Below are 18,400 nucleotides of genomic sequence, written 5' to 3' on the forward strand. Positions count from 1 at the left end.
TATGAACAATATAATAAGAATCTATTATCCGCCTGAATTACCAAACTGGCTCATTAACCAATTACTTTGATCATTCATCTTAGACATCGCTGCTTCAAGTGCAGCATATTTTTCATAATACTTATTTTCCTTATCAATCAACTTATCTGCCAATGAGTCAATTTGTATGTTATACTGACTAATTTGTGTATAGATAGTATTTGAATATTCCGATGCATCTCCTGAAATTCCTGCTACCTGCAGAAGGAATCCCTTTTTCCCCTCTGAATCCCTGATTGTTGATATATTATCTTCTATGATATCATACATCCTATGTGCCAAACCTTCCTCATTATACCTTGCTTTTTTATCCAAAGCTGATAGATTGCGGGTGTAATATGGTTGACTGTCTGATTTCTTGCTGAATAAATTCATCACACCGTCTGGATTTGATTCTATAGCCTGCTTTAATTTTTCTTCATCAATAATAAGCTTACCCTTATCTGAATATGATCCTGTAGTAATACCAACATCCGTTAGTCTGGTAGTTATGCCGCTTACGCTGTCATATAGAGCTGTTCTCATACTAGTTACTACTTTAGTTACATAACTGTCATTTTTCAAAAGACCTGATTTTGCTTTTTCCTCCCACTTTTTTATCTGATCTTCTGACAATTCAGCCTTCTGGTCCTCTGTTAACGGCTGATAATCCCTGTTGTGCTTTTCAGTAAGTTTACCATTAAGGTTTTCAATAAGGCTATTATACTTTGTTACAAAATTCTTTATATTATTAAAAACAGCGTCAGTATCAGTCTTTAAAGATATTGTCTGTTCTTCAGTACTCTCTTTAATGAGATCATATGTTACACCATTTGAGGTAATTTTATTACTGCTTCTTGTTATACTTTTTCCATCTAAAACGACTATGGCGTCCTGCCCCGGTTTGGAATCTGTGAGATTCATTGAATTTAAAAACGTACCTGATAAATCGCCAATATTAATATTATTTCCAGCTCCCAAACTCTTTGCATTTATAGTGAACTTGTCAGTTATATCATCATAAACAATTTTAACTTTTGCATCTGTATCATTACTGATAGTATTCAAAACTGTAGAAAGAGTATCTGAACTTGAAAATGTAAAGGTTTTGGAATTTATAGTGAACGTAACATTTTGGCTTCCATTGGAGCTCTGTGTATACTGAAAGGAATCTTTAAGCTTCCCTTTAAGAGATGCTAAAGTATCACTAACATTTAGCCTGTTTGAAGTTCCAGAACTTATGTGTAAACTGGTCAATCCATCTCCTGATTCTGGTGATGTCAATGTTAATCTACTTGCACCTGCTTCAGTAGTAAAGGTAAGCTTGTTGTTCCCGCTTCCTGTAACATTGACCCTAACCTTGCCTCCTCCAAATTCATTGCCAATAGTATTTTCAATATCTGAAGCAAATTGAGCCATAGTTGTTGACTCTGTATAACTTCCAAGCCTAATTTCTTTGGTAACCCCATCCAAAGTTACTTTTATTTTTTTACCGCTTGCATTTGCAATATCAGAAGAAGTAATGACAGCATCACTTTCCATTGGCCTAGTAACCGTGCCCCCGCTTGTTTTGGATGCTGCTGTTGCCAATTTGGTCACTGTGATTTTATGTTCTCCGGCTTGAGCCTCTGCACTGCCTGTTGCAGTAACAATACTACTTTCTGAGGATGTTGCAGTAAACTTTTTTAATCCAGCCTGGGACAATATATTGGTTGACGGCTTTAATACGTCAAAAAACTCATCCTTAAATCCACGAAGAAGATTGGTTACCTCTCTGTAACTGTCCCTTTTCCATTCAGCCAATTGCTTCTTCTGCATTATTTTGTCCAAAGGAACCTTTTCACTTTTCATTAAACCACTAATGATAGTATCAGTATCAAGGCCTGTGGCAAGGCCTGTAAGTCTCAGTTTATTACTGGTAAAATTAGATCCTGATATACTGTTTAAAGCCATAGTACCTTACCTTCTTTCATCGACCATAATGCCTGCCATTTCCCACATTTTAGCAACCATATCAAGAATCTTTTCTGCAGGAATCTCCCTGATAACTTCATGAGTATCGTTATCCACAACCTTTACCATTATTGCTTTAGTCTTTTCATGGATAGAAAATTCAAAGCTCCTGTTTGTTCCTGAAATGGCCTTATTTGCTTTTTCTATTGCATCAATAACTACTTTTTCGGATATAGGAAGCTCACTTTTCTGGTAGTCCGACATATGCATGTAACTCTTCAGATCAATGGAAGTGACTTGACTCTGATCCAAATTTTGTTTATTTTCAGTTTTATTCAAATTCTGATCATGTTGTAGTGATAAAGCTTTCCCGGTAGCATCCGTGCTATCAATCTTCATAACAAACCCCTCCATGATTTTCAAATCACACTTTGCTTCCTTTACCTTTACACTAAATATATCGGAAAATTCTTATATTTGATTTATATAAATTTATAATTAAACAGTCCCTAGTACTTTGCATATTCTGATCAGATCCTCCTCACAAATTCCTATTGAACTTGGCAGGTTTATACCATGGTTTGATACATGCTCCGTAATTCCCATCATCCCATGTTTGTGGTGTTTATATGGCTTCATAAGATGAAGTGGCATAAAAAAGGATCTTGTTTCAACACCAAATTCAAAAAGTTTTTCCATAAGTCGTAATTTATTCAATGGATATCCCTCTTCCACAAGAATCGGATAAAGCCAAAATGTGGTTTCACAGTAAGGCTTTTTAACTGGTAATACTATATTGTCAATATCCTTTAAATTCTTATCATAAATACCTGAAATCCTGTTTTTGATTTGGATCCTCCGCTCTATATCTTCAAGCTGAGCTAAACCCATTGCAGCATTAATATTGGACATCCTATAATTATATCCAACCTCACTGTGATAAAATAACCCTTTATAATTTGGATCCTTTGCCTGGGTTGACAAGTATAACGCATATTCTACGATTTTCTCGTCATCCGTAACAAGCATACCACCGCTTCCTGTAGTTATAAGTTTATTACCGTTGAAGCTGAAGCACCCAATATTACCTATGGTTCCGGTATACTTTCCCTTATATTTTGAGCCAAGAGATTGTGCAGCATCTTCAATAACTTTAAGTCCGAATTTACCTGCTATTTCTAAAATCCGATCCATTTCTACCGGTTGTCCATACAAGTGAACAGGGAGAATAGCCTTTGTCTTTTGACCTATAAGCTCCTCAATGTTATTTGGGTCTAAAACATAAGTATCCTTGGAAACATCTGCAAAAACAGGCTCTGCACCTAAATATTTTATCGCATTAACAGTAGCGGCAAAAGTCAGTGACGGCACAATTACCTCATCTCCTTCACCGATACCTGCACACTTAAGTGCTAGATGCAAAGCAGAGGTACCGTTTATTGCAGCCACTGCAAACTTTGCTCCCACATATTCCTTAAACCTCTCTTCAAAGAGCTTTACATATGGTCCAGTACTTGAAACCCAACCTGAATCAAGGCACTCCTTAATATAGTTAATTTCCTTTCCGCTTAGCTCAGGTATGCTTAATGGAATCATTTCTTGGCCTCCTCATAAAACTCAGGCATATCACATTTACTGCAAATTGGAATACTATCATATTTACCTTCCATATGCATATTCCTTAAATATTGGTATCTATCATTTTTCCATATATCCTTTAATTTTTCTTTAAATGCATTCCCAATTGCATATTCCATTTTAACATCCGCACAGCAAACTGCTATATTGCCGTTCCATGATACAAACATCCTCTGCCACAACTGTGCACACGCAAAATTTTTAATTTTCTTTCTCTTAATTCTTTTTCTTTCATCCCCAAGTAACTCTTCTTTGTTTGTGTATTCAGACCATGCTACAATATCAACATGATCTTTAAACATATCTAAAAAATCTTTAAATTGATGTTGATTCTCCCTCATCATTACCATTGAAACCCTTGTAATTGGATTAATCTTATTTAAGTCATTTCTTAGTTTATTAACATACTTGATATTCTCTATAACTTCTTCGTAATCTGCTCCAATCCTTATTTTTTCATAATCTTCCTTATATGGAGAATCAAACGAGAAAAGAAGCTTATCAAGTCCTGCCTCAATTAGTTCTTTAGCTATCTTTTTGTTTACAAACACACCATTTGTATTTATCAAGACATCCAAAATGCCTTTATCTTTAGCATAGGCAACCATTTTCACAAGATCCTTGTGCATAGTAGGCTCACCAAGCCAATTAAGCTTAACAGCCTTTATCCCTAATTCAACAGCTTGGTCAATAAGGCTTTTATATAAAGAGAACTCCATAAACCCGGTATTAAAATTTCCTCCGTTAACAGGTACATTGTCATTTATCATGACAGTTCTTGGACACATTGGGCACTTCAAATTGCAGCAGTTGGTTATTTCAATATCCAGATTAATGGGTCCATCCTCCAAAATAAAATTCTTTGGATTTTGAACCCACTTTTCCCTGTACTTCTTGTACTCATCGCCTTTTTGGTCTTCCAATTCATAAGCACGTTTGCTTTTAAACTGATTAAAGTTTTGATCTACAGGTATCTTTATACTTTTATCACGCATATTTGCTCATCCTTTAAAATTATTTATAATTAATAATATGTTTTTGCTATTTTTTCAGCCAGCATTAAATCAAATTCGGTATCTATGTCAATAGAGCAGTTACTTTCCATAATATAAGCAAGTGTCTTGTCAGTCTCAAACCCTTTATATTTTATAAAGCTCTCGGCTTTTATAATGTATATAGCCCCATTCACAATATAGGTTTGTGGAAAGTCTTGAGACCTTTTATACTTTGATTTATCATATTTAAAAACATCTTCCAAAACTCCATTTTCGCCAATCTTCCGTTGCCACCATGGAGGATGCGCTGATTTTGTAACAGATATAAGGGAATCTATCTTATCCAAGTTACTGAAGTAGTTATTAACCGCTTCATCAATATGAGTTGCAGTCCTCAAAGGAGATGTGGGTTGTAAAAGCATAATGTGTTTTACATTTTCCCCCTTATCATTCAACCATGATACAAAGTGAAGTACTACATCTACTGTCGTAGTGTCATCTGCTGCCAGTATTTCAGGTCTTTTTAAAATTTCAATACTTTTACCATAGTTCTTAGCTATTTCCATAACAGACTCATCATCTGTTGAAATGGTGATGCTGGCAATACCTGATGACCTAATAGCTTCTTCAATTGTCCAAGAAATCAGAGGCTTTCCCAGTAAAAGCCTCGTATTCTTACCAACCAACCTTTTAGATCCTTTTCTTGCTGGAATTATACAGTGAATATGATGGTTCATTTTGCTATCTTCCTTTTTAGTATTGGTGTCTCTAAGGTTGTTTTTTAAAAATTCCTATATGATTTTATATTTTCTTATCGTATTCAGATACTTCAATCTTTAAAACAACCCACGGCATCAAAATATATCCATTTATCTGCCAACCTTCCATGACACTTGTTCTGTTGAAAAAAACGCTGTTTTCCTTTGAAGAATTCACTATGTTTTCTTTATTATATTCATTGTCCTTTTCAATACTCCATTTAACAACCTTTTTATTGCTACCAAGTATTCTATCAATGTATCTTCTGCTATAAATATTTAGAAAGCTAAATTCAACAGGTTCTCCGTCATCATTGTATTCTTCTTTATCTGGATTTATATCCATTATTCTAAAAGCTCTGTCACCACATAAAAGCCTTACAAAAAGATGCTTTCTGGCTACCCTTACAAGTTCATTAAGAGGTTTTTCAATAGATGGCAAATGAAGAAGAACATTATTACACATTACTATATCATATAAAGAGTCTTGGAAATTTAAGCTGTAAATATCCGAAACAGCAAATTCTATCTCATCACAATCCTTATATGCTTTCTTTGCCAGATTAATATAGTATTCAGTACTATCAATACCTCTATAGCAGAATTTGTGTCCTATTTCACGTATTAAACTTTTATAATAATGACCTGCTCCACAACCTACATCTAATATACTTTCATTGGGTTTTATAACCTTTTTGATTTCTTTGGCCATCCTCTTACTACTTTCCATTTCCGGAAGTTCTCCTATGGCTCTCCTATAGAAACAATCCCCATATTCCTTATTGCTATCCCAAACCTTCCAGTTTGTTTGCAAAATTATCCCTCCACTTTAGGCCGCTTTAAAAATGCACAATGATTATTGCGAAACATATAGTTCAAAGTCTCCCTCTTTTATTATGGCACCTTGTTCCAAATCTCTTACAGCAACAGCTCCAACAATTCCATCAATATACTTTGGCTCAATACCGCCCCCTGATCTTTTTAATGAAAGCATATTCCTGGATATTCTTTGCCCGGCATAAATTCTTTTATCAGCTACTATATATTTTCTTGCAAGATTTCTAACCTCAAGCTCACTTTCCGCAGGTTTTTTAATTCCGTCTCCCAGAGCTGCTTCCATATTTCTTATGGAAAGTACCATTCTTTTAAATTCTTCAGGTTCTAAAGAGCACCTATGATCTGGTCCTTTCATTGTTCTATCCAATGTTATATGTTTTTCTATAATTTCAGCACCTATAGCAACTGCACCTATAGTTATCTCTGTTCCAAGCGTATGATCCGAATAGCCTGTTTTGAGATTAAAGCAGTTTTTAAGGGTAATAATAGCCTTAAGGTTAACATCATCATACTGAGCAGGATAACAGGATGTACAATGTAAAAGTGCTAAATCCCTGTTACCTTCCTCATAAATCCATCCCACAGTTTCTTCAACTTCCTCAAAAGTTGACATCCCTGTTGACAATATAATAGTTTTATTCTTTCTTGCAATGTGCTTTAAGAAATATTTGTTTGTAATTTCCCCTGAAGGTATCTTAAATATATCCATTCCCAGCTCCTCAAGAAAGTCAGCAGATTCCTCATCAAAAGGTGTTGACATAAATCCGATTCCTTTCTCTTTGCAGTACTTAAAAAGCACCCTATGTTCATATTCTCCTAATTCCAGCTTTTTTAACATATCAAACTGGGTTCCTGACTCATGAGTATTTTGTATCTGATAACCCACTTTTGAAACTCTTTTTGTTACAAGCTTTTCGGTTTTAAAAGTCTGAAATTTCACAGCATTGCATTTTGCATCCACTGCCGCATCCACTAGAAGTTTTGCCGTTTCCAAATCGCCATTATGATTCACACCAGCCTCCGCTATAATAAAAACTGACATATCATCACCTTTTTAAATCCGCAGCACGGTTTTTTATTTCTCACATCAAATGAACCTTGAAGGAGCTCCAACAACCCTTGAGAAAGGGGGAATATCCTTTGTCACAACACTTCCAGCTCCAACAATAACGTTATTGCCTATCCTAACCCCCTGTATAACAGTAGAGCCTGCACCTATCAATGTGTGACTGCCAATCTGCACGCCACCGCAAATAATTGAGCCTGGTGCAATATGCACATTGTCACCTATTATACTTTCATGCTCAACAATGCTTCCAGTATTTATAATGCAATTTTTGCCTATACTGCTTCCTGCATTTATTACCGCCATTGCCATAACTGCATTTCCAAGTCCCATATAGACATTCCTTGATATAACACTTTTTCCATGTATAAGATTGGGAAACTTAAAGCCCATTCTTTCTAAATTGTTATAAAGCTCCATTCTCGGCTTAAAGTTATAAAGAAGTCCTATTGATATAAAGGCAGTCTCAGTTCCATTTTTCTTTAACTCTAAAAGCTTATCATCAGAACCTATAACTTCCACAGTATCAATATGGATGCCTCTTTTTGAAGGGTCTTTATCTAATATTCCTATTACATTCAGATTATTATAGTACATTCTAATCATATCAATGATAACCCGTGAATGACCTCCTGCCCCCATTAGTATAATGGGGGTACTCCCATTATCTTGTTTCATGTTAAACCTCTTAATTTATACAGCTTTATTTACTGCTACTTTATACTTTTTACATTATATATTACATATATCCGCCACAATCGCCATAAATGTATGCATACTCATGGTTTGCCTTGTAATAATCTTCAATATGACCAATATCCACCCAGTAATCATTTATTTCATAAGCACCTACATTTGCCCCATTATTTATGCACTTTTCAATAAGGCAAGTTATATCAAAGCTTTCATCCTCAGGTATCAAATCAATTATATGGGGCATAAGGCAATAAATTCCACCATTTACCTGCCAGGACTCTACAGGCTTCTCCACAATACTCTTTATCTTGCCGCCATCTGTATTTACAACCCCATAGGGCAGCGTATATTGGTATTTCTTAACTCCTATGGTAAGGTCAAATTTATTATCTATATGATATTTCATCATGCTTTCAACGTTCAGCTTGGTAATAACGTCACCATTCATAACATAAAACGGTTTCTTAAGATATTTCTTCAAATGCCGTATACAACCTGCTGTTCCAAGACCTTTGGATTCCCTGAAATACTCTATATTTACACCAAAACTACCTCCATCACCAAAATATCCTTCTACTATATCCGCCAGGTAATTTATAGATATAATAAAATTCTCAAACCCATAACTCTTAAAAAGTTCCATTATTATTTGAAGTATAGGCTTATTTCCTACCTTTAACATAGGCTTTGGGATTTCATTTGTAAGGGGCTTAAGTCTATTTCCTCTTCCCCCTGCCATTAGGACAACATAATTTTCCCTTTGTATGCAAACAGGTCTTTTCTTAAATACAAAGAGTTCTCCAGCCTCTTTACTATTCTTTCCTTTAATATATCCTGGTGATTTATTCATAAGATTATACACCCCTTTTAAAGGAACCTTTATATATCGTAAAACTTTTTCTTTAATAGTTTTTCCTTTTCTCCAAAATCAATTTCCTTTAATATTTTTATTATCTTATCCGCTGTATTACCGTCACCATATGGGTTGGTAACATTCTCAAGCCCTTTTATAAACTCTTTTGATAATGCCTTTTTCACTGCTTCCTTTATTGACGCTCTATTGCATGAGCAGTCAATAACATTTTCCGGCCTTAATCTCCCAGCTTGTCTGTCACCTATATTCACTACCGGGAGCTTGAAAGAAGCACTTTCTATTATTCCGCTGGATGAGTTTCCAATCATCATATGTGCATGCCTCATTGCACTTAAGTAAACAACGCTTCCCATATTTTTAGCAATCTTAAACTTGTCCGGAAACCTTTTCACATGATCCTCCATGCACATATATATGGAATTTCCTCCTGCATCAGCGTTTGGCATTGTCATAATGGTATATATGCCAATATCAGTCAAGGTATCTAGAAGTTCTTTAACTTGTGCTGCTGCTGCATTATAGTTATCCATTGTCACGGGATGAAAGGTCATAATGGCTACACCTTTTTTAAAATCTACCCCAAGGCTTTCTGACAGCTCATCAATTTCCATAAGCTTTGAGTTTTTTATGTTATCAATTCCCAAAGCTCCCACTGTAAATACTCTTTCTGGATTCTCCCCCATGGCAATTATCCTTCTTGCATACTGGGATATGGATGGAAAATGTATGGAAGCAGACTTTGTAACAGAATGCCTTACAACCTCATCAGTACTTCCCTCTGTGCTTTCTCCCCCATGAATATGAATAATTGGTATCTTGTGTATAACAGCTGCAACAACTACTGACCACAGTTCATACCTGTCGCCCAAAACTATAATAAGATCAAATCTTTTTTTTGAAAACAAATCTGAAAAGCCAATAATTCCTTTTGCTACAGCTGCTGTTATACCTTTTTCATCATCTCTTCCGTTATATGTTTGTACCTTTAATAGAGAGGTAAAACCATCGTTTATAATCTGATCGATTGTATTTCCAAAAACAGAAGATAGATGGCTTCCCGTCACAATTAGCTTGATATTAAAGAAACTATCCATGAATAATTTATTTATCAAAGGATATAAAAGACCGTAATCCGCACGCGAAGTAGTAACTACTGCAGTTTCAAGCTGAATCATCCATGACCCTCACTTATCAATACTTATAAGATATAGTCAAACAAAAAACTTATACCTGCTGTTACATAAAACCCGATTATTTATAATTAGAACAACAAACCATTAAAAATTTTAAGGATTGCTTTAGAATAGCACAATTTATTAAACAATAAGATACTTTTATTAAACACTTATTAATGGATGGTGTCAAGTACTTTCCTGACAATAAAAAACTAAAGACACAAACCACATTTAATAAATGACTTGGGCAAACACTACTTTCGGTTCGCCTTTTCCCTGTCTTTATGTAGTATGGTATCTTTAGCCAATATCCGTGCCGTATATAATATTAGTTCTTTATCAAAATTGCCATATATGTCATGGAATTATAATCATTACGTTTAAGTACCTCAGTAATATCCTGAATAAATTGCTGGTTATGTTCTATAGTTTTTACAAAAGATTGTATTAATTTTATAACAAGTTCGTCTGTAAGTCCCTTGTGAAACTCCGACATACCTATAAGCATCATCTTAATAAGAGCATAGTGAAGTATCATAACCATATAGGTATCAAAAATGTTTTTTTCATCACTAATTGGAAAAAGTGTAGAAAAAATGTAATTCACAATGTAATTTTCCAATATATATTCATGCTCTTTCATATATGGCTCATAATAATTTTCCCATGCAAACCTGTACCTCTCCCCGTTTTGCTCCATGGTATCCTCAAGCTTGTAATTTATGCCAGTAATAAACTGAGTAAAACACTCAATATACCTTTTGCTACTTATACCTAGCGAAAAACGTCTATCAGCCAACTCCTTTAAAAGCTCCATCTGTATATTATACTGGACTGGAATTTCATTAATGTTTTCATCAAATACATCGGTTTCCAAATGATTTACATATGCCCCTATTAATACTGGTATATCGTCAATTCTTTCTTCATCCAAATACTCTTGTAACTTTTTAAAAAACATTCCGAGAATAATCAGCCTCTCTGATAACCTGAATCTTCTGTTTTGTACAAGGCTTATTATAAATATCCTAAGCTCCCAAAAATACTTTTGGAACTTGTTATTGAATTTTAAGTCTCTTGTATTAAGGTCTGTTTTTATTATATTCCTTGTGTTATAGGACTCTTCCATCTCATCAAACTCCATTTGGTTGGGATTAAGAAGTGCAAGTCTTGCCACCTCAGGGCATGACATGGTAGCTGCTCTTTCAAGTGTACCGTTAACAACATTTGTCAGCCTTGGATATGTGGCACATACATTAGAAAGATATTCAGCACCACGTTTCAAATGTATTTTACACAAACTGTCACTATCCAAAAACGGGCACCTTAAATCCGGTAAAAGCTTAATTTTGGCATAACTATAGTCATTATGCCCAACTGCCCTGTTTCTATTTATATACCGCTCAAATAACCCTACAAGCTCATCATCTTTAACTTTTTGATACTTACGATAGGTTTCATTATCTATATCTACCCTCCAACCTACGCAGCAGCTATCTTCGCATGCCGACCCAATACATTTAAACCCTTCAATGTATTGCGGTACAAGTATGGATCTTTTTCTCTCTCCCATAAGCCACCTCTATAAAATATTTTATTAAAAAGCATATCGGCATATTTGTTTAAAATTATTATACAAATATTTTCCTGTAATACGTAAATAAGTTAGAATAAATCTTATCATTTGACTAATAAATAGGACGCAAAATCACTCATTGTTTGGCTCTATAAACATAAACTATTACTAATACAAAAAAAGACCCTGGATTATCCAGAGTCTCTTTTTGTATTAGTATAATTATCTGAGGAGCTGCAGAACTCCCTGAGGCTGCTGATTGGCCTGAGCCATCATAGCTTGAGCTGCCTGGGACAGAATGTTGTTCTTTGTGAACTCCATCATTTCCTTAGCCATATCTACGTCACGGATACGTGATTCAGATGCAGTCAAGTTTTCAGTTGATGTTGCCAGGTTATTGATAGTGTGTTCCAACCTGTTCTGAACAGCACCAAGTTTTGCACGTTCATTTGAAACAGAAGCCAAAGCGTTGTCAACCAATGTAATGGCAGCACCTGCACCTGCTGCAGATGAAACATCTATTTTATCAACACCAAGAGCTTTTGCACTCATGTCATTGATACCCAGATTGGTTACCTGGCTCTGGTTTGCACCAATCTGGAACTGAACTTCATTTCCAGTACGGGTATCCTGAGCTTCCTGAGTCTGTATAAAGTTCCCTGCCTTATTGTTGAAGGTATTTACCCCGGTATTATCGGTGGCTGATTTCTGTGCAGTCAACTTCAGATTTTTGATGTTGTTTGCTGCACCTGAAGCACCCTCAAACTCTAGCTGTCCGCTTTGTTCATTAAGTTTTATAGATCCGGCGGCAAGTTCTGGTACAGCCTGCATAGCTGTCATAAGCTCTTTTACTGTTGTATTATCGGTTACTGTTAACTTTGAAGAAAACTCAACACCTTCCTTGGTGCCGGAAACTGTAATTACATTTCCTGAAGTAAGACCAAGGTTCAATCCATCGTTATCTGTTAAGTTAACCAGTTTGGTAGTTTCCTGTAGATCACCTGCTGTTTCAGCTGCTGTTCCTTTTGTACTCGTATTATCAAGTGTTAATGAATCATTTGCCATACGGGTAAATTTTACACCAGTACCAGTAGTTGTTAAATACATTGCACCACCGGTATGGCCTCCACCATCTGCATTTATTGATACATCAACATTATTTAATGTAGATTCAATATCAAAACCATTTCCATTTGCAGCAACCTTGAATACATTAGTTCCCCAAGCATTGTCAAGACCTGTTTGTAATGCTGCTATGTTTTCGGTTTGGTTAGCACCAGCCCCAACTGTTACAACCTTGGTACTGCCACCAACACTCATTACAAACTCCTCTCCGGCTTTTGCACCTGTGATGTCTACCGTACTTGTGATCTTACCATCTGATGATGCATAGCCAAGAAGTTTTGTTGCTCCTGTCATTGTATCAGTAGCAGTATCTATGCTGTCATTTTTTATAGCAAATGAATCTGTTGCTGCCATATTTGTAAATCTGAGTTTTCCATCGTTAATATCAACTTTTACTACATTTTCACCAAAAGCATCATTAACAGCAGTTTGGATTGCATCTCTAGCAGCTGTAATACTAGTATTTGAACTTATTCCTGAACCTGTGCTGAAATCAATATCCTTTGTAAGTGCACCAACAGTCATCTTAAATTTAGCATCGGAAGCTGTTGCAAAGTTTCCATCAAAAGTCCCACCTGTTATTGATGTTTGCACATTTCCTTTAAAGCCTAGTGCTGATAATGCAGATTGAGCTGCTGTAGAAGGAGCTTCAACCTTGACCTCTGAAGTAGTTCCAGTACTGGCCGACACAAACTTTAAAGTATTATCTGTGTCCAATGTAGCTGTAACTTTATCCTTCAGATTTGCATTTGCTTGTATTTGATTGTTAATCTCATCAACAAGCTCTGAGCGTGATGAATAGGTTTTTGCTGTTAAAGTAATTGTTTCTGCTGATCCTGTATCTACAGTTAAATTAAATTTATCATTGGAATCTTTGACTATTACTGTTCCGATCGTAGCTGCAGAAGTAGCTGCTTTACCATATGTTACTGAATTTGTATTAGTAGTTTGAGTATTGGTTAGTGCACCAAATAAAGTTGCAGCCCCTGTTTGTGTTGAATCTTTGTCAAAAATCTGGATATTTGTAATATCATCAGCTATGGATGCATCAAATGTGACCGTCCTAGCTGCAGCGGAAGCTCCTGAAAATACAATCTTACCGGCAGCTTTATCACCAAAAAAGGCTTGATTCACATGCTGATTTAAAGCTGTATTGAGGTTCGCAGCAGTATCTGTTGCACCAACAGTCGCAAGACCTGTACCACCATTATCGGTAGCGGAGGTTAAGTCAAATGACTTGGTAACACCACCTATAGTTATACTGAACTGTGCAATAGAACCATTGGTAGCAGCACCATCAGTAAATGTTGCTGCACCAGTGGTTGCTGAAATGGTTTTGTCAAATCCTAATGCTCCAAGTGCACTTTGCCCTGCAGTTCCTTCACCAATGGACACACTATCTCCAGTGTTCACTGCATTAAGGACAATTTTTGTACCCGCATCGTTCTTTGCAAAAGTAACTTTTCCTGCAAGGGTAGAATCTGCCGCTACTTTTGAATTCAATTCAGTAATTGCTTCATCAATATTATAAGCCTTACCACCATTAGCAGCAGTATCACCAGTCATCTTTATAACTGATGAATTGTCACCAACAGTAATCTTGACCTCGTCATTCATACCAGTAATTATCTTGGCACCACCATTTGAAGTGGAGAATGCTGTCCCTGCTTCAACAGCTCCTTTAACTCCTGGATCTGCTGCAACTGTTGCCTGGTAAATTGCATTTTGTCCATCAACATTACCTGATTTAGAGGCTACTGCACCTCTGTCCATAGCTACAGAATGAGCTTTTGCTCCCTGAGCTGTAGTACCTGTAGCAAGGCTACCGTTTAATAGTTTCTTCTGGTTGAACTCAGTATCATTGGAAATACGGTCTATTTCAGACTTAAGCTGTGTGATTTCCTTCTGTATAGCTGAACGGTCAACATCTGTTGCTGTATCGTTTGAGGATTGAACAGACAGCTCACGCATACGTTGAAGGATGCTTTGAGTTTCATTGAGAGCACCTTCTGCCGTCTGAATCATCGATATGGAGTCCTGAGCATTTCTGGATGCCTGCTCCAAACCTCTGATCTGACCTCTCATCTTTTCACTGATTGCGAGACCTGCTGCGTCATCACCTGCACGGTTGATGCGGAGACCCGATGACAGTTTTTCCAAAGATTTTTGTCCATTCGCACTATTGCTGGACAACTGACGATAAGTGTTTAATGATGCTATATTATGATTTATCCTCATAATAAACTCCTCCTTGATTTTGTTTAGGGAATCCATTCCCAAGTTTAACTATTCAATAAATGTTCAACTACCCGGCCAGCCTAGCTGAATATCTATTGAACTTTCCTATAATATATATCGTGTAAACCTCATGTTTCCTTAACAGAATAATTAATAATTTTGTTAGCAATAATTACTTTTTATATGACACTAAAAAAACACACCTTACAGGTGTGCTTTTCCTACATTTATAAAAATGTGTTTAATTATTAGTTATGTATAAATATCTTCAGCTGAAATATCCAACTAAATATAGTAGAATTAATCAGACTCATTTCACTTATCTTTCCTATCAAGCAATCTATTGTCAGGTATTCCTTTAAAGTCGGCAGCCCTCCTATTTTCATCCTGAATCTCCAGATAAACCTCTTTTCTGTGTATAGTTATATTCTTTGGTGCATTAATACCTATTCTAACCTGATCCCCCTGTATATCCACAATAGTTATCTCAATATTATCTCCAATAATTATTGTTTGCTCTTTCTTTCTTGTAAGTACCAGCACTAGGTTCATCCTCCCCTTTGATTGAGCTCCTGCATTATATAGTGCTTAATGTTATAATCCTTGCAATCCAAAACAATCTGCTTACCTTTTTTATTTATATTATTGATAATTATGGGTGCTTTTAAATTGGCAGTCATCTGTGCAATATCTTCCGGTACGACTACAATACTAAGAATTGTAGTATCGCTTTTTTCATCCAACTCCAGTTCTTCAATCTCTTCATCTGGAACCTCAACCTCATAATCCTCTTTGATATATTTAGGGTCAATAACAACAAAAGTCAAATCTGGCTTGTCCACACTTTGTAGCCATTGGAACATATAATTATCCCCTGTATTGGACAGCAAAACAAATTTTTTAACATCCTCAAACCCTGGTAATCCTTCAGGAAAATCAATTATACCTTTTTCGTCAATTTCAATTTGCCCGAAGTGCTTAGTGTTAAGTAGCATGAACTTTCCTCCTCATTTAAACTGTCGGGCTCATCAATAATCAATACTATTCTATCATTAATGAAGGCCCGTTACAATAATTTTACAATAATAATAATTATTATGCATTTATAAAAAAGCTTCATACTTTTTCATCAATATTATTCTCAGGTATATATTTTATATTAACTGATGCATACTGCTCCATATAAAACCTTATTTTATCAGGGGTATACCTAATATCCAATTCCCCAGGTGTATAGACCGCATCCACCCCGTTATTTGCTCCTTCACTGGTTCTCTCAGGCTCAATCTCCAAAGAACCTGTAACTGTAATCTTTGGGCCAGTTGAAGGGATTGTAACCATGCCGAATTCATGCTGAGGGTATGCATCCCTTGCAGCTATCTCTGGAATTGGGTGGCCGCCTTTTTCAATAGCAGCAAGCATATCTCCGTCTGCAGCAATTTTACCAATATACTCAATTGCATTTTCCTTACTTCGCTCAACCATGTCCTCTGTTAAATCCAGAGGGTTTTTAAGGCCTGCACTTGCAAAACATTCATACTGATCTATTTCAACCTTAGGAAGCTCTGTTCGTATATTAATTTTGGGCTCTTTGCTATCAAGCTCCAGAGTTGCATATTTAGTTTTTATTTCAAAGCTTGATTGAGTCCTGTCAACACCAAGCCTTGCATATGTCTGACTTATTTCCAAGCTCATATAACACCATCAAATCTACCCATTTAAATGGGATCTTACAGTTTAAACGATTTATATTAACAATACTTTTAATCTACATATTTGCAATACTTATCTTAAAAAGTCCATTAGCGATGGTTGTATAATCCTTGCCCCGCCTTCAAGAGATGCCTTATATACATTTTCCTCATTCTTAAGATTCATAATTGTTTCCGCCATATCCGCATCTTCATTTTCACTCATTAATTGTGTAAAGTTAATGTTATCATTTTCCAGTCTATTTAATGTAAGCTCAATTCTGTTAGTACGAGCACCTATATCAGAACGGACGCTCATAACCCTGTCCCTTAATAGATCCATTTCAGTTATTGCATTTCTTATACCTTCTTCCCCTTTTTGTGATGTTACTGTCTTATCGAGATTTGTATATATCTTAAGTGCACTTAATGCATTGTTATTGGCAGGCCCATCCATAAGGGTAATTTTCCTTGTTCCTTCCGATGAAAATACCAGCTTGCCATTCTCATTTCTTACTGTAACCTTCGCATCAAACAGGCTCGGGTCAGCATCTATAGCTGTTTGTATACCGCTTACCATATCATTTAATGTTTTTCCGGGAGTGCCATCATATGTGTATCCCCCTGGATCAGGTATGGTGATGGTAGTATAATCTGTCATTCCGTCAACCTTTATATTAAATTGGTTATTCTGTGTAAGTATAAGAGGACTTGTAACACTAGCAGCAATATTATGCCCTGTAATAAATGAATTAGTGTTAGGTCGTGTCAATGTATCGATAAACCTATTCATTGAAATCATGAAGTCACCCATATCATTTTTTGTGCCTGAGCCAAAGAGCTGTGTTCCTAGAACATTTACGTTAAGGTTATCGTTTATTCCTATTTGATAGTTGATTTCTTCGCTTTTTGATACAGTTATATTGGTTACAGGATCTGTCTTTAATTTTATTTTATCTAGTAAATCCTCAGGGTCACTTCGCTTTATATACATTTTCATTCTGTTTCCATATGAATCGATGGTATTCTTTAAAGAAAATTCAAGTCTTCCTCCATCATTCTTAACATTTACATTTTCAAGCTCGGGAAATGAATTAATAGCACTCTGGATATCATAAGCCAAGGTATCAATACTATTTAATGCCCCGTCATAATTTTTAGCAGGCAACTGCACTGTCTTATAATTTGTACCATCAAGGCATATTTGAAAAGATAAGTTTGATGAAGTATTATCAATAGGTATTTTTGACAAATCTATCAAACCGCTTTTTATTACAGCGGTTTCATTGGATCCAACCGATACCTTATAAGTTCCATCTTCATTCATCAGCGGAGTATCTGTAGTAAACCCCGAAAATACATACCTGCCGGCATATGTTGAATTTGATATATGTATTATCTGATCCTTTAACTGCTCAACTTCTTTTCTTATCTTCTCCCTGTCATCTGGTGTCATAGTGCCATTGGCAGCTTGGACCGCCAATTCTCTTGCTCTTTGCAACACATCAACTACCATTCCCATAGAGCTTTCAGTTATACTCATCCATGAATCAGCATCATTGGAATTTCTTTTAAATTGCTCCACCTCAGCTACATCAGTTCTCAGCTTAAGTGCTTTTGCAGCTACAATAGGGTCATCAGATGGCACGCTGATCTTTTTTCCTGTAGCCAACTGACTCTGGAGTTTATTCATTCTGCCAAGATTGCCGTTTATATAGCTCATCATATTATTTATAAGCATATTATTGGTGATTCTCATT

At 35.9% G+C, this 18,400-nt stretch carries 15 protein-coding genes and 2 pseudogenes; all 17 read right to left on the bottom strand.

The genetic code is table 11. The features are described from left to right. Window positions 1-24: 24 nt before the first annotated feature. Window positions 25-1,971, bottom strand: coding sequence for a flagellar filament capping protein FliD (fliD, locus tag Bccel_RS18735; protein ID WP_050753625.1), 1,947 nt, complete (start codon window positions 1,969-1,971; stop codon window positions 25-27). Between the two features lie 6 nt (window positions 1,972-1,977). Further along, window positions 1,978-2,370: a flagellar protein FlaG gene (locus tag Bccel_RS18740; protein ID WP_036936615.1), complete on the bottom strand. Its 393-nt coding sequence runs from the start codon at window positions 2,368-2,370 to the stop codon at window positions 1,978-1,980. 99 nt (window positions 2,371-2,469) lie between these two features. After that, window positions 2,470-3,567 (bottom strand): DegT/DnrJ/EryC1/StrS family aminotransferase, encoded by a 1,098-nt coding sequence (locus tag Bccel_RS18745; RefSeq protein ID WP_036936613.1) that lies wholly within the window; start codon window positions 3,565-3,567, stop codon window positions 2,470-2,472. Continuing rightward, window positions 3,564-4,604: a radical SAM/SPASM domain-containing protein gene (locus tag Bccel_RS18750; protein WP_036936611.1), complete on the bottom strand. Its 1,041-nt coding sequence runs from the start codon at window positions 4,602-4,604 to the stop codon at window positions 3,564-3,566. The genes Bccel_RS18745 and Bccel_RS18750 overlap by 4 nt, the downstream gene beginning before the upstream one ends. A gap of 29 nt (window positions 4,605-4,633) precedes the next feature. Next, window positions 4,634-5,341: an acylneuraminate cytidylyltransferase family protein gene (locus Bccel_RS18755; RefSeq protein ID WP_036936609.1), complete on the bottom strand. Its 708-nt coding sequence runs from the start codon at window positions 5,339-5,341 to the stop codon at window positions 4,634-4,636. 64 nt (window positions 5,342-5,405) lie between these two features. Beyond that, window positions 5,406-6,176 (bottom strand): class I SAM-dependent methyltransferase, encoded by a 771-nt coding sequence (locus Bccel_RS18760; protein ID WP_036936607.1) that lies wholly within the window; start codon window positions 6,174-6,176, stop codon window positions 5,406-5,408. Between the two features lie 42 nt (window positions 6,177-6,218). Next, window positions 6,219-7,241: an N-acetylneuraminate synthase gene (neuB, locus tag Bccel_RS18765; RefSeq protein WP_036936605.1), complete on the bottom strand. Its 1,023-nt coding sequence runs from the start codon at window positions 7,239-7,241 to the stop codon at window positions 6,219-6,221. A gap of 45 nt (window positions 7,242-7,286) precedes the next feature. Beyond that, the gene (locus Bccel_RS18770) at window positions 7,287-7,943 is read right to left on the bottom strand and encodes an acetyltransferase (RefSeq protein ID WP_036936602.1); all 657 of its coding nucleotides are present in this window, start codon (window positions 7,941-7,943) and stop codon (window positions 7,287-7,289) included. A gap of 61 nt (window positions 7,944-8,004) precedes the next feature. After that, window positions 8,005-8,811, bottom strand: a complete 807-nt coding sequence (locus Bccel_RS18775) for a nucleotidyltransferase family protein (RefSeq protein WP_050753626.1) — start codon at window positions 8,809-8,811, stop codon at window positions 8,005-8,007. Between the two features lie 29 nt (window positions 8,812-8,840). Continuing rightward, the gene (gene neuC / locus Bccel_RS18780; protein ID WP_081926746.1) at window positions 8,841-10,010 is read right to left on the bottom strand and encodes a UDP-N-acetylglucosamine 2-epimerase; all 1,170 of its coding nucleotides are present in this window, start codon (window positions 10,008-10,010) and stop codon (window positions 8,841-8,843) included. Window positions 10,011-10,338: 328 nt separating this feature from the next. After that, entirely contained in the window at window positions 10,339-11,583 is a 1,245-nt protein-coding gene (gene fliB, locus Bccel_RS18785) for a flagellin lysine-N-methylase (RefSeq protein WP_036936600.1), read from the bottom strand. 225 nt (window positions 11,584-11,808) lie between these two features. After that, window positions 11,809-12,237, bottom strand: a pseudogene (locus tag Bccel_RS31675) (flagellin); the annotation flags it as partial. Between the two features lie 2,294 nt (window positions 12,238-14,531). Beyond that, window positions 14,532-14,949: pseudogene (locus Bccel_RS29100) on the bottom strand (flagellin N-terminal helical domain-containing protein); the annotation flags it as partial. Window positions 14,950-15,264: 315 nt separating this feature from the next. Further along, window positions 15,265-15,492 (bottom strand): carbon storage regulator CsrA, encoded by a 228-nt coding sequence (gene csrA, locus Bccel_RS18795; protein WP_036936596.1) that lies wholly within the window; start codon window positions 15,490-15,492, stop codon window positions 15,265-15,267. Between the two features lie 5 nt (window positions 15,493-15,497). Beyond that, window positions 15,498-15,944, bottom strand: a complete 447-nt coding sequence (gene fliW, locus Bccel_RS18800) for a flagellar assembly protein FliW (protein ID WP_036936593.1) — start codon at window positions 15,942-15,944, stop codon at window positions 15,498-15,500. Between the two features lie 121 nt (window positions 15,945-16,065). Then, window positions 16,066-16,644 carry a DUF6470 family protein gene (locus Bccel_RS18805; RefSeq protein ID WP_036936590.1) on the bottom strand — a complete coding sequence of 193 codons (579 nt, stop codon included), beginning with the start codon at window positions 16,642-16,644 and terminating at the stop codon, window positions 16,066-16,068. A 90-nt stretch (window positions 16,645-16,734) separates the two neighbouring features. Further along, entirely contained in the window at window positions 16,735-18,399 is a 1,665-nt protein-coding gene (gene flgL / locus Bccel_RS31680) for a flagellar hook-associated protein FlgL (protein ID WP_050753627.1), read from the bottom strand. Window position 18,400: the final 1 nt, after the last annotated feature.

It is taken from the genome of Pseudobacteroides cellulosolvens ATCC 35603 = DSM 2933 (genome assembly GCF_001262605.1).
Taxonomy (GTDB): Bacteria; Bacillota; Clostridia; order Acetivibrionales; family DSM-2933; genus Pseudobacteroides; species Pseudobacteroides cellulosolvens.

What these genes read in the sequence shown, in the direction of transcription:
- fliD (WP_050753625.1), bottom strand. Translation starts at nt 1,971, where the DNA reads ATGGCTTTAAACAGTATATCAGGATCTAATTTTACCAGTAATAAACTG.
- Bccel_RS18775 (WP_050753626.1), bottom strand. Translation starts at nt 8,811, where the DNA reads ATGAATAAATCACCAGGATATATTAAAGGAAAGAATAGTAAAGAGGCT.
- Bccel_RS18745 (WP_036936613.1), bottom strand. Translation starts at nt 3,567, where the DNA reads ATGATTCCATTAAGCATACCTGAGCTAAGCGGAAAGGAAATTAACTAT.
- Bccel_RS18740 (WP_036936615.1), bottom strand. Translation starts at nt 2,370, where the DNA reads ATGAAGATTGATAGCACGGATGCTACCGGGAAAGCTTTATCACTACAA.
- flgL (WP_050753627.1), bottom strand. Translation starts at nt 18,399, where the DNA reads ATGAGAATCACCAATAATATGCTTATAAATAATATGATGAGCTATATA.
- Bccel_RS18750 (WP_036936611.1), bottom strand. Translation starts at nt 4,604, where the DNA reads ATGCGTGATAAAAGTATAAAGATACCTGTAGATCAAAACTTTAATCAG.
- fliW (WP_036936593.1), bottom strand. Translation starts at nt 15,944, where the DNA reads ATGCTACTTAACACTAAGCACTTCGGGCAAATTGAAATTGACGAAAAA.
- Bccel_RS18770 (WP_036936602.1), bottom strand. Translation starts at nt 7,943, where the DNA reads ATGAAACAAGATAATGGGAGTACCCCCATTATACTAATGGGGGCAGGA.
- neuB (WP_036936605.1), bottom strand. Translation starts at nt 7,241, where the DNA reads ATGTCAGTTTTTATTATAGCGGAGGCTGGTGTGAATCATAATGGCGAT.
- Bccel_RS18755 (WP_036936609.1), bottom strand. Translation starts at nt 5,341, where the DNA reads ATGAACCATCATATTCACTGTATAATTCCAGCAAGAAAAGGATCTAAA.
- fliB (WP_036936600.1), bottom strand. Translation starts at nt 11,583, where the DNA reads ATGGGAGAGAGAAAAAGATCCATACTTGTACCGCAATACATTGAAGGG.
- neuC (WP_081926746.1), bottom strand. Translation starts at nt 10,010, where the DNA reads ATGATTCAGCTTGAAACTGCAGTAGTTACTACTTCGCGTGCGGATTAC.
- Bccel_RS18805 (WP_036936590.1), bottom strand. Translation starts at nt 16,644, where the DNA reads ATGAGCTTGGAAATAAGTCAGACATATGCAAGGCTTGGTGTTGACAGG.